The organism is Aeromonas sp. sif0611 (assembly GCF_019218845.1).
Taxonomy (GTDB): Bacteria; Pseudomonadota; Gammaproteobacteria; order Enterobacterales; family Aeromonadaceae; genus Aeromonas; species Aeromonas media.
Map to the genome: position 1 here is coordinate 447,059 of NZ_JAHUWU010000002.1, position 15,333 is coordinate 462,391.

The window sequence follows — 15,333 nt, forward strand, 5'->3', positions numbered from 1 at the left end:
CGGGGCTCTTTGCCCCCTGTCACCATGACAAGAGGGGCCAACCATCACTCATTTGGCACCCACGTTAATGGCCGCGACGCCCCCTGGCAAGTCGCCAGCTGTCCAGCGCCAGGGGGCCTGCGCCCCACACCGCCAGGGTCAGCAGCATCCAGCCCCACAGCTGGTGATCGTGAAAGCCCCCCGCCCACAGGGCGGGATAGGAGATGACCGCCATGGCGTTGAAGCCAAACAGCAGCAAGGCGACCGGGCGGGTGAAGAGGCCCGCCAGCAGGAACAGCGGCAGCAGCAGCTCGGTCGCGGTGCCCGCATAGGCCGCCCACTGCCAGGGCAGCAGGGGCACCTGATACTCGAACTCGAACAGGTAGAGGGTGGAATCCCAGGCCGTGAACTTGAGCCAGCCGGCTCGCAGGAAGACGGCAGCGACCCAGAGCCTGGCCAGCAGCAGCAGGGCGCCGCTGCACCAGGGCAGGATGCGCTCGGCAAAGAGGCCAAGCGGCTTGGAAAGAGTCTGTGTTGTCATGGGGCAAGCTCCAGATCGACCAGCAGATCGAGGGTGATGAGGGGGGCCAGGTGTTCGGCCATGGCCGGCTCCCGGGCCAGCAGGCTGGCCAGCGGCCTGCCCTGCTGGCAGCCTTGCAGCAGGCGCCAGGCGGCGGCATCCAGGGGGATGGGCTCGACCCTGTGGCCGGGCCGTTTCTTGAGCGCCAGCCAGCTCGGGGCACCCAGCTCGCTGACCGTCTCCCCGCCGTGCAGGGCCATCTGCCAGAGCGCCAGCACCGGATGGCGGCTCTCGAGCAGCAGCAGATCGCAGGCAGGATGCAGCACCAGCCGATCCCACTGGGCCGGGGCAAGGGCGGCGAGCCGCTCGGCAGGCCAGCGCCCGGACTCGGGCGCCAGCAGGGAGGCGCGCTCCAGCATCCACTCGAAGCGGGCCAGCTCCCCGAGCCAGGGCAGGGCCCGGGTGGTCGGCAGGCGGGTGAGCCAGTCGCCGAAGCCCTCCCCATAGTGCATGACACTCCCCTCCCGCAGGGGCTCGGCCAGCACGAATCCCCGGGCTGCGGCGGCAAAGAACGCCTCCCCCACCATGGCCTTGACGGCGGGATAACTGCTGGCGAGCACCTCGGTGAGGCCGAGGATGACGTTGTTGCGATAGATCTGCAGCACGGCGTCGGCAGGAAAACGCCCCGGCTGGAGGTGCGCCATGATGGTGTCATCTTCGCCGAGCAGGCCGCTGGCGAACCCCTGTTGCAGGCGGGCAAGCTCAGACATGGGCGGCCTCCTGCGAAATCCGCCGCGCCGCGCCGAGAATGGCGTCGGCACGCCCGGCCTCCCCCAGCAGCACCGGCAGCGGGGGAATGTCCTGATCCCACTCGATCAGGGTGGGGATGGCGCGCTGCTGGCAGACCTGCCGATAGAGCTCCCACACGGGGGGCGCCACCGGGGTGCTGTGGGTATCGATATAGAGGTGCCCCTGGGGCAACACCTTGTCGGTAAAACCGGCCAGGTGGATCTCCCCGACCGTCTGGAGGTCGATGGCGGCCAGGTAGTCGGCGCAATCCAAGCCGTGATTGACGCTGCTGACATGCAGGTTGTTGAGATCGAGCAGGACGCCGCAGCCGCTGCGCCGCGCCAGCTCGGCCAGAAACTCAGCTTCCCCCATCTCCCCGGGCAGTTGCAGATAGGAGGACGGATTCTCGATGAGCAGTTGCCGGCCCAGCACCTGCTGCACCCGCTCCACCTTGTCAGTCATGTGCGAGAGGGCCTCACGGGTGTAGGGCATGGGCAGCAGATCGTTGAAATAGCGCCCGCCGATGCTGCCCCAACTCAGGTGCTCGGAGACCCGCACCGGTGAGATGGCCGCCACCAGAGCCAACAACTGGCGCAGGTGGGCGGGATCGAGCGAGTCGGCAGAGCCGAGCGACATGCCGACCCCGTGCAGGCTGACGGGGTAGTGTGCGGCGAGTTCGGCCAACACTTCGAAGCCGTTGCCGTGGCGCTCGAAGTAGTTTTCGCTGTGCACCTCGAGCCAGCCGACTGCGGGCAGGGTCTGGCGGATCTCGTCGTAGTGGGGGGGACGTAAACCTATACCGATCAGGGGGTTCATGGCAGGGCTCCCTCAGAGGAAGGGGCCATGGTGCGGCGGGTGCCACACCATGGCATGGGGCTTACTTGGGTTGCAGCGACCCGCCCGCCAGCTTCTCGCACAGGCCCTTGGGCACCACCACGAAGGCATCCCCCTGGGCATCCATCTTGGCGGTACCGGCGCAGGAGCCGCCCTTGCTGGCGCAATCGTTCTTGCCCGCCTTGACCACGCCGTAGCACTTCTCCTTGTCGTCCGCCGCCATGACTGGCGCGGCGATGAACTGGGCACCCAGGGCCAGCAGACCCGTCATGGCAGAGGCGATGGCAGTACTCTTTTTCACGTTCATGTCCCTATTCCTTATTGTCGAGAGTGATGTCTCCGGCGCATGTCATCCGGCTACGTCCAATAGAACCGGCGCCGGGGAGAAAAGATTTCCGACAAATTGAAAAAACCTGATAAAAGCCAGCAAGAGATTGTTTTTAAATGGATATTTATTTAATCAAAAAAGAGGCGGAGTGAAGCTCCGCCTGCTGTCCCTCATCAATGCATCGTTCGCAGCCCTTGCCGAGGCGCGCCGGGGTCACGTCAATCCGGTTCTGGCACCACCACAAGAGAGGGGCCGATGGCCCCTCTCCTCCCTCGGGCGACACTCTTCCCAAGGCGCTCGCTCACTCCTGGCCCCCAAGGGCTCAGGTGGTCTTGACGCACTTTTGCACGAAGCTGTTCTTGGCCGCCCCGGCGAGCTTCTTGTCCGCCGCCGCCTTCTCGCACTGGGTCGCCTTGTCAGCGGCCCCGTCCGTCTTCACGCACTTCTGGATAAAGCTGTTCTTGGCAGCCCCGGCCAGCTTCTTGTCGGCGGCCGCCTTCTCACACTGACTCGCCTTGGCACTGGCGGAGGCATCCTTGACACACTTGCCCACAAAGCTGGTCTTGGCGGCCCCCGCCAGCTTCTTCACCGCCGCCTGGGCCTCGCACTCTTGCTGCGCATCAGGGGTCGCGCTCTGGGCCACCCCCATTCCCATGCCCAACACCGTCACACACAGACTCAACACCATCAGGATCCGCTTCATATGACAAACTCCCATCCATCTATCCATTGTGGTTAGCCCCCACTCACGCGGGCCAAACGAGGCACCCTCGCCTCGCTGCACTATAGTCCCCCGGCCCCGTGACAACAAAAAGCGCCCCGGCTCGCCAAATATCCCATCCCAGCCCCGCCCCGGCCTCCCCGCTCAGCCCCTACGATTATTGAGCTGGCGCAAAAAACGCAGATCTTCCTGATAGTTGCGTCACTTTTTGACTGGTTTGCGTATGAGGCTTGGGCATATGCTGGCCATTCGGCGCCTACCGCACCATCCGGGCCCCGCCCGCTGGTCGATGGAGCGCATTGGAAGCTGTAATCCAGGGGCGGTAGCGTATTTTCGTAGGTTGGTGCTGAACGCAGCGAAGACCAACACTCGAGCCCTCGGTCAGTTGGTGTCAATTCGGTGCAACCGAACAGATCTGATATTTCATCCCAATACCGGAAAGGAGGACCATGCGCTATCGCCGAGCAACAACCAGCGGGGCAAGTTGGTTCTTCACCGTCAACCTGGCTGACCGAAAGCAGGATCTGCTGGTACGTCATATCGACCTGCTGCGCGAAGTAATCCGCCACGTCAAACAGCAACACCCCTTCGAGATTATTGCCATGGTGGTGATGCCGGATCATCTCCATGCCATTTGGCAACTACCGCCGGATGACAATGACTATCCCATGCGCTGGTCTCTGATCAAGGCAGGCTTCTCACGAAGGCTCGCCAAAACAGAGCGGATACGGGAGAGCCGACTCAGAAAACGGGAACGCGGTATCTGGCAACGCCGTTATTGGGAACATTTGATCCGGGATGACAAGGATCTGCAAACCCATGTCGATTACATCCACTTCAATCCGGTCAAACATGGTCATTGTGCCAAACCGGTCGATTGGCCTTACTCCTCCATCCATCGCCACATTGCGGCAGGATGGATAGGGCCAAATTGGGCCATTGATAGTGAATCGGGTCGGGAATAATCGGCTTGGGATGTGTTGTAGGTTGGCGCTGAGCGCAGCGAAGCCCAACAAACAGGATTTATGACGTCCCAAATAAAGATGAACTTTGACCATATAAAATAAAAAAACGAATTTAGCTTTCTCGGTAAATGTTGGGCTTCACTTCGTTCAGCACCAACCTACAAGATTTAGCCCAATATACGTGATATCCCATGCGCTGGTCTCTGATCAAAGCAGGCTTCTCACGAAGGCTCACCAAAACAGAGCGGATACGGGAGAGCCGACTCAGAAAACGGGAACGCGGTATCTGGCAACGCCGTTATTGGGAACATTTGATCCGGGATGACAAGGATCTGCAAACCCATGTCGATTACATCCACTTCAATCCGGTCAAACATGGTTATTGTGCCAAACCGGTCGATTGGCCTTACACCTCCATCCATCGCCACATTGCGGCAGGATGGATAGGGCCAAATTGGGCCATTGATAGTGAATCGGGTCGAGAGTAATCGGCTTGGGATGTGTTGTAGGTTGGCGCTGAGCGCAGCGAAGCCCAACAAACGGGATTTATGACTTCCCAAACAAGATGAACTTTGACCATATAAAATCAAAAAACGAATTTAGCTTTCTCGGTAAACTACGAAATTTAGCCCAACATATGTGATCGGATTTCCTTTTTAAAAGACAGGTGAATATATGTTTGAGATTCTATTGTACCCCTCATCATCTGGTGAATTAGAAATAAGAACTATACAAAAAGATGGCATCACTTTATTTAGTTTGGGTGATATTGTAAAAGTCATAACAAAAGAGTCTCAGATACTTGAGGGAAGTAATGTAACAGATCAGTCCTCTTTCTTACGAGAATCTATTTCTGCTCTAGATGACGATGAGAGGCATACAGAAATTATTGGTGATGAACGAGGTCAAGATACTAAATATGAGCATTTTGTAACTGAGCCAGGAATATATAGGGTTGTGTCAAGAGCCAAAAGTAGTGGAGCGAAAAAATTTCAACGTTGGGTTTATCATGATGTAATGCCTGCCTTAAGAAAATATGGTATCTATCCAGCGCCAAAAGAAAACGATGACTCATTTATTTTGCAACTTGCAGATCAACAAGCAAAGCAATCTCAACTTCTCAGCCAATATATAAGGCAAGCCGAGTCAAAATTCAAAGAAATAGAGAATAGATTTGCCGAAAATGAAAAGCAATTTGGAGATCTTAACCAAAGGCTAACCAGCATTGAAAGTGCTAAAATTCCAAGTGTGAAATTTTATAATGTTGAGGATTTATTTAAAGGGTTATCCCTAGACAAAACCAACTTAATTTATGTTATCGCTCTTTGTGAAAAGATATGTGCTGAGAAGAACATTTCCTATTTACCATCAGTCAACAGTATAAGAACAGAGCAAAAATTTACACAGGATGTTATAGAGCTTGCTTTAAACTATGCTAGGTTAATATAAAGGCAATTATCTATAAGCAGCCTACATATCATATCTGCGAAGATCAACTTACGAGATAGAAGCGGATGCCTAACGACTCCAAGAAACGGTAAACATCCATGTTAATTAATAAAAGTAAAGAGCATTAGATGGACGTTAAAAGTTTTTCCTTAGAATCTCATAAAAGTAAGATTTATGACCATAGGACCAAAAAATATTTTGAGGAAGTATATAAATGCTATGCGAATGGATGTTATAGATCAGCCACTGTCATGCTGTGGTCAGTAGTAGTCTGCGATATAATTTTCAAACTGCAGGAATTGCGAGATCTCCATAGTGATACAGCCGCTGAAAAAATATTGCTTGAAATTGAAGTGCTGCAAAAAGACGATCCTTACTCACCAAAATGGGAAAAAGAACTTATAAAGAAGGTTTTTGAGAGAACACAACTCCTAGACACAGCCTCAAATCATAAAGTAATGCTTATTCAAGATCACCGCCACCTATCTGCACATCCCGTTATTAGCGATGAAGATACTCTTTTTGAACCAACCCAGGAAATGATTAGAAGTGATATTAGAAATAGTATTGAGGTTATGCTTAGCAAACCCCCATTCATGTCTCAAAAAGTCCTTTCATCATTTGTACTGGACCTAGAAAAAGTAAAAAATCTATTCCCATCAGATTCAGCACTTAATAAGTACATAGAATCAAAATACCTAAAAGCAATAAACAAAGAAGTTTTGGCAAAAATTTTCAAAGGTCTTTGGAAATTCGCCTTTAGATCTGAAGATAAAAATTCAACCGATAACAGACAAATCAATACAAGAGCGTTAAAACTGATCTTTGAAAAAGAACGACAGTTCATGATAGAGTCGATCAAAGCAGAACCAGCATATTATTCAAACATATCTAAAGATCCCGAAGCAATCAAAACACTAATTGATTTTATTTCTATGGAGAAGACTATCTATGATGCACTGGAAGATTCAGCAAAAGAGTTAATAAAGCCAGTACTGAAGGATGATTTATCATATTTTGGCATTGCATTTTTTCTTTTTGAACCCCCAGAAGAACATGTTAAAAAACTAACAAGGTGGATTTCTGAGGGTTATTATAAAAAATATGGTGAAAATGGCTGCTTTTTGAATAAAAGACATCAGGATAAACTAAGAGATGTATGTCATGAGTTTGGCTTACATTCTGAATACCGTGATTTTGGCATTGCATGCTTTGTAAACAGCTTTGATTTCGAACGAGCTGACTTGTACTTTGATAGATATATAGACAAAGAGATAAATCAATATTCAAAAGAACAATTGACAACCATTTTAGATGGTGCTAATAAAAACAACCAATGCTATTGGAGGCAACGTTCCAGGATTGGCAATGATTCAGTGAGAATTTTAAAAGCAGCCAAAATTAAGTTTGACGATGGTTTTGATTTCTCTATATATAGCAATCTTCCCATTGACAGAATGGAGGATGCCATAGAAGAAGATACAGGTGAGTTTTAAAAAACATATATAACATCCCCATTTTTATACTACATAGCGCTATTTATCACCTGATATTGTCGTCAATCCGCAATCTTATTTGCACAACTTTATAACAAACTTCCCTTGGTATCAATCTCAGACCTTTTTGAGCATGCGACAACGGGTATGCATTCCAATCACCCGACCTTAATTGGAAAAATAAAAATCCTCCTTCACGGGGGATTTTTTATGGGCGCTTAACCGAACAGAAAGGCCCTTAACCAAGCAAACTCGGCCGGCAGGTTGTTGGCGAAAAATCTAGAACACCCACCTTTCTGAGCCAGCCATGACTCGGCTGGCTCAGGATTTAACCCCCTATCCCTCCAACCAATACTCCCTTTCAACCCCCACCCCGGCCACAAAGTCGGGATCGTGGGAGACCAGCAGCAAGGTGCCCGGGTAGTCGGCCAGCACCTGAATAAGCAGTTGGCGCGAGGAGTGATCCAGGTGGTTGTCCGGCTCATCGAGCAGCAGCAAGTCGGGCAGTTGCGCCAACACCATCAGCAAACCCAGTTTCAACCGCTCACCACCGCTCAACCCATGGCAGGGCGCCAGGGCGCGATCCCCGCGCAGGGCGATGCCCGCCAACCGGGTTCTCGCCTCGCTCTCGGAAAGCGTGGGCGCCGCCGCCAACAGGTTGGCAAGCGGGCTGAGGTCTCGCGCAATCAGGCTGAGCCCCTGATCGAGACAGGCCATGCGGCCATTGATGCGATAACTGCCCGCATCGGGCGCCAGCTCACCACGCAGCATCTGCAGCAGGCTCGACTTGCCACTGCCGTTGCGACCCCCCAACAGACAGCGATCGCCCCGTTGCAACACCAGGCTCACCTGCTGACCATGCCAGCGCCCGTGGCGCGCCGCCGTGATCACCAGCGGCTGGGCCGCTCCCTTGCCGAAACTTTCCACCGGCCACTCCATGATGAGCGGCTGCACTGCCGCCAGCGCAGCGGTCGCCTCGGCCCGGGCCTGTGTCTGTGCACTGTGGCCTCGCTCGTGGCGATCCAGCACCTTGCCAAGGGATTTACCCGCCTGATCCGCCTTGAAATCGAGCAGGATCTTGGCCTGGGAGCCGCGCTCGCGCCGCCCCTGGCTGGCTCGTCTGGCCGCCTGTTCGCGCACCTTTTGCACGCTGCGCGCCGCCGCCTTTTCACCTCGCACCGCCTGCGCCAGCCGGGCGCTGCGGGCGACCTGCTCCTCGGCCTGCTGCGCCAGAAACGCCTCAAACGAGAGGCGGGCGCTCTGCAGCCCCAGCTCGCCAAGCTCCAGTATCTGGCTTGCCTGATTGAGCAGGCGCCGGTCGTGGCTCACCAGCAGATAGCCGCCGCGGTGGTGGGCAAGCTGGCGCCCGAGCCAGTCGATGCCGGCAGCATCGAGGTGGTTGTCAGGCTCATCGAGCAGCAGAAAGTGATCCTGCCTGGCAAAGAGCGCCAGCAGGCGCAGGCGAGTAAGCTGGCCGCCACTCAGGGTGCTGACTTGGGTATGGGCATCGAGCCGCAATCCCGCCTCGCCGAGCAGGTCGGCAAGATCGCTTCGCACACTCCAGCGATCGCTCAGCAGCTCGAAATCGTCCATGGCGCAGCTCCCCTGCTCGATGCGCTCAAGGGCCCGCAGTGACTCGCCCCAGCCGATAACATCGGCCACGTCATGGGTCTGATGTGGCGCAAACTGGGACAACCAGCTGATGGGGGTAAACCACTCGATCTTGCCCGAGGCGACGCTGCGCTGGCCCGCCAGCAGGTCGAGCAGCAGGCTCTTGCCGATGCCGTTGCGACCTATCAGGGTGCAGCCCGCAGCGGGCAAAGTGAAGGTAAGAGGCACAGTGCAGGCGCCGAAGGGCAGCTGCAAGGCGTTGATATGACATGCGATATGGGTCATCTGAACTCCTGTGGGCCAGCTGGAACAGCAGGCCAAGAGCCAAGCCAAATGACAGGGACACGTGTCCACGGATGGGAAAACAAACGAAGGAGTTGGCATCAACCTGTCACGTCAAGACGCACCCGATCTCCCTGGCGGGAGAGGAATCAAAAGCGGGGTGCGGACAGGTTAGATGCGCATCGGAGGAAGTACTCGTATATCAAGGGAGCCACGAGGCTAACCCGACATACGCGGGTCAGTCAACCGCCCCGGCAGACCACCAGCTCCGTTGTCACAGCCCGCCGCTCGGGGAAGATCACGGCCATCGGGCAGCTCTTCAGGATGATCGGGAATAAAAAACCATCCCGCCCGGGATGGTTTGTATTGGATGGCTCGCAAGGTTCAGGCCCTCTTACCAACGCCCCTGGGGAGGATGCTGGTTTCGCGACTCCACCATGGCGATCAGGATGGCCATGAAGCTCGATATCAGCATCAGCACCATGGCGATGGGCAGCGAGAACAAGGCGTAATAAGTTCGCCCGATTTCTGCAAGGACGGTCTCTGCGGTCACCATAAAAGGCAGCGGCAACAATATGAACAAGGCGAAGTAAAAAATGATCCTGGCGATCATCAGGGGTGTCTTGAGGGACTGGGTCACTATTTTTCGGTACGGCCACATGATGGTTTGCTCCCTGCACTGTGGTGTTGTTGTCGGTCAGCCGCGCCTTCGAGGCATCTGCGGCCCTGCTCGTCCATGAAGGGTATCAATCAGCACCTAATTTACCGCCAAGGGGCGCCGGGTCAATGGGCCCCAGAGGGCCGGACATTGCCCGCAGATATGATTGTGCTGCCAATGGCGAGGATAACGACAAGAGTACAAAGCCAAAGTGCATCGAGCCGCATCAATCGCTGACAGAGCGCCCTCCACCAGCAGGTCGTGAGGTGCAACCAAAACGGGGAGTTGTGCCAACGCCTGCGCTGTGATGCTCCCCTCCCCGACAGAGTGAAACACTGCGCGCGGCTCAGTTTTCCTGGCATGGGGTTCCCGGCATGGCGTGGCGCTAGTCGGTAGCAGGCTGGTCGCCGGATTGCTGCGCCGCCAGCAGCGCAGTGCCGTAGGAGTTGTCGACGGTGCAGCGCCACTGCCCGCCGGGCTCTTTGCGAAACACATAGGTGGCGCGGCGGGTCTCGTCCACCAGGCCGCCTTGCGCGTCCGGGTAGCGCAGCCGGGTCTCCATGATCACCAGGGCATTGTCGGCCCCCTCTATCACCTCCATGGCCCCCTGGGTCACCTCAAGCCGGCCGTCAAAGTAATCTGAGATGGCGGTGAAGGCGCGGCGGATGGCGGGAATGCCGCGCGCCACCATGCCGGGTTTGACCACCAAGGCGGCGTCCTCTGCATAGAAGGCCATCAGGGCGTCGAAGTCGCGCCGGGAGATGGCGGCGTCGCAGGTCTCGATCAATGTGCGAAGGGGATGTGGATTCATCGTTGCTCCTCAGTGGCTGGCGGGGTAGTTGCCCGCCCCGGGCCGGATAAAAAAATCCCCCGCTCTCGATAGAAAAGCGGGGGATCTTCAGCGTCTCATGGCGGCTTAACCGAGCAGGAAGGCCTTGAGGCGGCCAAAGTCGGCGGGCAGATCGTGGGAGAGCAGCGGCAGCACGGCGTGCTTGGCGAGCGGGCCCGGCAGCGGCACATCCAGACCCAGGATCTCGTCCACCGACTCCTTGAACTTGGCGGGATGAGCGGTGCAGAGGAAGACCCCTACTTCGTCCTCGGCGAGCTGCTCATTCAGCAGATCCCAGGCAATGGCGCCGTGGGGTTCGCACAGGTAATCGAGCTGGTGCAGGCGTTTAAGGGCATCGCGAGTCTCGGCATCGTTGCGCATGCCAGACCCCAGGGTTTCCAGCGCCCAGCCTTCGCGGCGGCACAGCTCCTCTACCCTAGGCCAGTTGTTGGGGCGGCTCACGTCCATGGCATTGGACAGCGTTGCCACCGTCTGGTGCGGCTCCCAGCTGCCGGTTTTCAAGTAGCGCGGCACAGTATCGTTGGCATTGGTGGCGGCGATGAAGCGCTTCACCGGCAGCCCCAGCGCCTTGGCGATGAGGCCTGCGGTGAGGTTGCCGAAGTTGCCGGACGGCACGCTGATGACCGCCTTGGCACGATCCGCTTTGGGCAGTTGAGCCACCGCCTCGAAGTAGTAGCAGACCTGCGCCAGCAGGCGACTGATGTTGATGGAGTTGGCGGAGTTCAGGCCTATGGCGGTCTTGAGCCCCTCGTCGTCGAAGGCATCTTTGACCAACGCCTGACAGGCATCGAAGTCGCCGTCGATGGCGATGGTGCGGATGTTGCCGCCCAGGGTGCAGAACAGCGCCTCCTGCAAGGGGCTGATCTTGCCCTTCGGGTAGAGGATCACCACCTCAATCCCCTCCAGGCCATAGAAGGCGTGGGCCACGGCGGCGCCGGTGTCGCCCGAGGTGGCGGTCAGGATAGTGATCTTGTCGTTGGTGCGGAAGGTCGCGAGGCACTGGGCCATAAAGCGGCCGCCGAAGTCCTTGAACGCCAGGGTCGGGCCGTGGAACAGCTCGAGGGCATAGGTGCCGTCTTTGAGCTTCACCAGCGGCGCCGGGAAGGTGAAAGCGGCATTGATCAGCTCGCTCACCTTAGGCTTAGGCACTTCGTCCCCCAGCAGGTGGCTGATGATGCGCGCGGAGCGCTCGGCGAGCGGCAAGTCCAGCAGGGCATCGACCTCAGTCAGGGGCGCGATGGTTTCGGGGAAGAAGAGCCCCTGCTCGCGACCCAGGCCCTGGCGCACCGCCTGGGCAAAGCTGACCTGTTCACTCTTGTCCTTGATATTGTAAAGATTCATAGCTCGCTTCCTGTTACCCGTGCCCCTTCGATGTCTACTTTGCAGACCCGGGCAAATCCATCTTCATTGCGCACGAAGTGCGCCTCCATCCACTCTTTCATCCGTTCGGCCTGGGCCAGATCCTTCATCACCACGAACACGGTGGGACCGGAGCCCGAGATGCCGGTGGCCAGCGCCCCGTTCTGGGCGCCCTGGGCCCGCACCTCGTTGAAGCCTTCAATGAGCGCCGCACGGTAGGGCTCGGCGATCACGTCCTTCAATACGCTGGCCGCCAGCCCCTCTTGTCCTGTGTAGCTGGCGTGCACGAAGGCCGCCAGGCGGCGACCGTAGGTGAGGCAATCCTGACGGCGATACTGCGCGGGCAGGATGGCGCGGGCGGCGGCGGTGGAGACGACTGTGCCCGGGTAGCAGACCACCCAGTACCACTGCTCGAACACCGGTATGCCCTGGCTGATGACGCCGTGCTCTTCCAGCACCAGCTGCATACCGCCGAGATAACAGGGGGCCACGTTGTCGTAGTGAACGGAGCCGGAGATCTTGCCTTCCATCTCCCCCATCAGCAGCAGCATGTCGTGTTCATTGAGGGGCGCGCCGTGGAAGGCGTTGAGTCCTTCCAGCGCCGCCACCACGCTGCAGGCGCTGGAACCCAGACCCGAGCCCACCGGCAAGTTCTTCTCCAACACCATCGCCAGCGGCTTGAGGCCCAGGCCGCGCTTCTCCAGCGCCTCGCCATAGGCGACCCAGCAGTCATAAAGGATGTTCTTCTTGGGATCATCCGGCAGCTTGTGGGCGTAGCGGCCCACGGAGGAGAGGGCGAAAGGCACCTCTGCCGATTTGACCTGGACGCGATCCCCCAGCAGGGAGCCATCCACGGGGGCAAGCGCCGCCCCCAGTACATCGAATCCCACGCTCAGGTTGGCGCTGGAGGCCGGTGCATAGGCGACCACGCTGCCGCCCTGCGCCATGGCATCTTGTTCAAAATCGGGGTTCATCGCTGAACTCATGTTACAGCTCCTGCTTCCAGTTCTGGGTGCGCAGCACGTCGGCGAAGACGCCGGCGGCGGTCACTTCGGTCCCTGCGCCATAGCCGCGCAGCACCAGCGGGATGGGCTGGTAGTAGGTGGAGAAGAAGGCGAGTGCGTTCTCCCCGTCTTTTACCTTGAACAGGGGCTCGTCGGCGCCGACCGCCTTGATGGCGACCTTGCACTTGCCCCCCTCGATGGAGCCCACATAGCGCAGCACCTTGCCTTCACGCTGGGCGGCCGCGAACTGATCGCGGAACCAGCCGTCGGCCTCGGGCAGGCGGGCCATAAAGGCTTCCACATCGCCGCTGACGTCAAAGCCCGGCGGCAGCGCCTGCTCCACTTCCACATCGGACAGCTCCAGCGCCATGCCGGCCTCGCGGGCCAGGATCAAGAGCTTGCGGGCCACGTCCATACCGTTGAGATCGTCGCGGGGATCCGGCTCGGTGAAGCCGTTGCCGCGGGCGATTTGGGTCGCCTCGGAGAACGCCATCCCCTCGTCCAGCTTGCCGAAGATAAAGGAGAGCGAGCCGGACAGCACGCCGTCGAAAGCGCGCAGCTTGTCACCGGCCTTGATGAGGTTCTGCAGGTTCTCGATGACCGGCAGGCCCGCGCCCACGTTGGTCTCGTACAGGAACTTGCGGCGGGTCTGACGGGCGGTGCGGCGCAGCGCCTTGTAGTAATCCAGCGACCCGGTATTGGCCTTCTTGTTCGGGGTAACCACGTGGAAACCGGCGGCCAGGAAGTCGGCATACTGGACGGCAATGGCCTCGCTGGAGGTGCAATCGACGATCACCGGGTTGATGAGGTGGCTCTCCTCCACCAGCTTCTTCACCGCCTCCAGGCTGAATCTGCCTTGGGCCTCCACCAGCTGTTCACGCCAGTTGGCGAGGTTGAGCCCATCTTTGTTGACTGCCATCTGGCGGCTGTTGGCGATGCCGACCACCCGCAGACCGGTACCCTGTTCGGCCAGCACCGGCTGCTGGCGGGCAATCTGATCCACCAGGGCCGCGCCGACGCCGCCAACCCCGACCACGAAGAGATCGATGAACTGCTGGCTGCCGAAGAAATTCTGGTGGCACGCCTTGATGGCTTCCGCCACCTTGCGATCCCGCACCACCGCCGAGATGGAGCGCTCGCTCGACCCTTGCGCGATGGCGACGATGTTGATGGAGGCCTGCGCCAGCGAGGTGAAGAAGCGTGCCGCCATCCCTTTGGAAGTACGCATGCCATCCCCGATGAGGGAGATGATGGCCAGATCGGTCATGATCTCGAGCGGGTCCAGCAGCTGGTTCTTGAATTCCAGCTCGAACTCGCGCTCCAGCACCTTGCGGGTCTTGTCGCTGTCGTAGCTGTGGATACAGAAGCTGACGCTGTACTCGGAGGATGACTGGGTGATCAGCACTATGCTGACCCCTGCGCGGGAGACGGCGGAGAAGATCCGGCCCGCCATGCCCACCATGCCCTTCATGCCGGGGCCGGAGACGTTGAACATGCACATGCCGGAGAGATCCGAGATGGCCTTCACTTTCAGGTCATCATCCCCCTGCTCGACGCCGATAAGCGTCCCCGGCCCCTGCGGGTTGAAGCTGTTCTTGATGAGGCAGGGAATGTGGAACTGGGCCACGGGGGCGATGGTTTTCGGGTGCAGCACCTTTGCGCCGAAGTAGGAGAGCTCCATCGCCTCTTTATAGGAGAGGGTTTTGAGCAGGTAGGCATCCGGCACCAGGCGCGGGTCGCAGTTGTAGCAACCCTCCACATCTGTCCAGATCTCGCAGCACTCGGCATCCACACAGGCGGCCAGCACGGCGGCGGAGTAGTCGGAGCCGTTACGGCCCAGCAGCACGGTTTCGCCCTTGTCGCTGCCACCGGTGAAGCCCGGCATCAGGTAGAGGCAGTCGGAGCGCAAGCCCTTAGCTGCAAAGCGCAGGCGGGAGGCCTCGATGTCCACATGGGCTTCGAGGTAACCGCCGTCGGTCACCAGCAGCTGCTCCGGCACGATGAGATCCAGTTCGAGACCGCGCACCCGCAGCAACTCGTGCATGAAGGCGATGGAGAGGTTCTCCCCCCGGCTCAGGATGCGGGCCTGGACGTTGTCCGGGCAGAGCCCCAGCAGGCGGATGCCCTGCATCAGGCGCTCCACCTGATCCAGCTCGGCGGTGAGACGGGCCTGCAGCGCCTTGTCATCCAGCGCCGGGTAGGCCGCCTTCAAGCCCGCCAGCAGGCGGGAGAAGATGCCGTTGATTTCAAACAGGGTATTGCTGGCATCCATGCCGCGGCTGGTCTGTTCCACCAGGGCCACCAGGTGGTTGGTCACCTTGGCCGGAGCCGACAGCACCAGGGCAACCTGGGATTGGCCGTGGGTGTTCACCGCGATATCGGCGACCCGTAAGAAACGCTCTGCGTCGGCCAGTGACGACCCGCCAAATTTCAACACTCTCATCGCTTTCTCTCCCTGTAAATCTATGAAATGCAATCTAAAAACCAA

The 15,333-nt window shown here is 58.0% G+C and carries 15 protein-coding genes; 4 read left to right on the plus strand and 11 right to left on the minus strand.

Annotated elements, in window-relative coordinates:
* Positions 1-64 precede the first annotated feature (64 nt).
* The 5 genes from KW824_RS06900 to KW824_RS06920 form a co-directional block, all read right to left on the minus strand.
* Positions 65-520 carry a DoxX family protein gene (locus tag KW824_RS06900; protein ID WP_256351296.1) on the minus strand — a complete coding sequence of 152 codons (456 nt, stop codon included), beginning with the start codon at positions 518-520 and terminating at the stop codon, positions 65-67.
* Positions 517-1,269, minus strand: a complete 753-nt coding sequence (locus tag KW824_RS06905; protein ID WP_218409371.1) for a DNA-binding domain-containing protein — start codon at positions 1,267-1,269, stop codon at positions 517-519. Before KW824_RS06905 ends, KW824_RS06900 begins: the two co-directional genes overlap by 4 nt.
* Entirely contained in the window at positions 1,262-2,104 is an 843-nt protein-coding gene (locus KW824_RS06910) for a DUF692 domain-containing protein (RefSeq protein WP_218409372.1), read from the minus strand. Before KW824_RS06910 ends, KW824_RS06905 begins: the two co-directional genes overlap by 8 nt.
* A 61-nt stretch (positions 2,105-2,165) precedes the next feature.
* The gene (locus tag KW824_RS06915) at positions 2,166-2,429 is read right to left on the minus strand and encodes a DUF2282 domain-containing protein (RefSeq protein WP_005328858.1); all 264 of its coding nucleotides are present in this window, start codon (positions 2,427-2,429) and stop codon (positions 2,166-2,168) included.
* Positions 2,430-2,772: 343 nt separating this feature from the next.
* Positions 2,773-3,153, minus strand: coding sequence for a hypothetical protein (locus tag KW824_RS06920; RefSeq protein WP_218409373.1), 381 nt, complete (start codon positions 3,151-3,153; stop codon positions 2,773-2,775).
* Between the two features lie 467 nt (positions 3,154-3,620).
* On the opposite strand from KW824_RS06920, the gene KW824_RS06925 reads away from it, so the two are divergent.
* From KW824_RS06925 to KW824_RS06940, 4 genes are all read left to right on the plus strand, one after another.
* The gene (locus tag KW824_RS06925) at positions 3,621-4,136 is read left to right on the plus strand and encodes a transposase (RefSeq protein WP_218409374.1); all 516 of its coding nucleotides are present in this window, start codon (positions 3,621-3,623) and stop codon (positions 4,134-4,136) included.
* Positions 4,137-4,327: 191 nt separating this feature from the next.
* The gene (locus KW824_RS06930; protein WP_256351297.1) at positions 4,328-4,624 is read left to right on the plus strand and encodes a hypothetical protein; all 297 of its coding nucleotides are present in this window, start codon (positions 4,328-4,330) and stop codon (positions 4,622-4,624) included.
* Positions 4,625-4,811: 187 nt separating this feature from the next.
* Complete coding sequence (locus KW824_RS06935) at positions 4,812-5,585, plus strand: BRO family protein (protein WP_218409375.1); 774 nt, start codon at positions 4,812-4,814, stop codon at positions 5,583-5,585.
* Positions 5,586-5,713: 128 nt separating this feature from the next.
* The gene (locus KW824_RS06940; protein WP_218409376.1) at positions 5,714-7,081 is read left to right on the plus strand and encodes a hypothetical protein; all 1,368 of its coding nucleotides are present in this window, start codon (positions 5,714-5,716) and stop codon (positions 7,079-7,081) included.
* A 336-nt stretch (positions 7,082-7,417) separates the two neighbouring features.
* Here the strand turns inward: KW824_RS06940 and KW824_RS06945 are convergent, their stop codons facing one another.
* From KW824_RS06945 to thrA, 6 genes are all read right to left on the minus strand, one after another.
* Positions 7,418-8,977, minus strand: a complete 1,560-nt coding sequence (locus tag KW824_RS06945; protein ID WP_218409377.1) for an ATP-binding cassette domain-containing protein — start codon at positions 8,975-8,977, stop codon at positions 7,418-7,420.
* Positions 8,978-9,368: 391 nt separating this feature from the next.
* A complete protein-coding gene (locus KW824_RS06950) occupies positions 9,369-9,635 on the minus strand; it encodes a hypothetical protein (protein WP_218409378.1) in 267 nt (88 codons plus the stop codon).
* A 382-nt stretch (positions 9,636-10,017) separates the two neighbouring features.
* Positions 10,018-10,443 carry a DUF4440 domain-containing protein gene (locus KW824_RS06955; RefSeq protein WP_218409379.1) on the minus strand — a complete coding sequence of 142 codons (426 nt, stop codon included), beginning with the start codon at positions 10,441-10,443 and terminating at the stop codon, positions 10,018-10,020.
* Between the two features lie 105 nt (positions 10,444-10,548).
* Positions 10,549-11,823 carry a threonine synthase gene (thrC, locus tag KW824_RS06960; protein WP_218409380.1) on the minus strand — a complete coding sequence of 425 codons (1,275 nt, stop codon included), beginning with the start codon at positions 11,821-11,823 and terminating at the stop codon, positions 10,549-10,551.
* Positions 11,820-12,788, minus strand: a complete 969-nt coding sequence (thrB, locus tag KW824_RS06965) for a homoserine kinase (protein WP_171274337.1) — start codon at positions 12,786-12,788, stop codon at positions 11,820-11,822. The genes thrC and thrB overlap by 4 nt, the downstream gene beginning before the upstream one ends.
* Before the next feature lie 40 nt (positions 12,789-12,828).
* Positions 12,829-15,288, minus strand: a complete 2,460-nt coding sequence (gene thrA, locus KW824_RS06970; RefSeq protein WP_218409381.1) for a bifunctional aspartate kinase/homoserine dehydrogenase I — start codon at positions 15,286-15,288, stop codon at positions 12,829-12,831.
* Positions 15,289-15,333 lie beyond the last annotated feature (45 nt).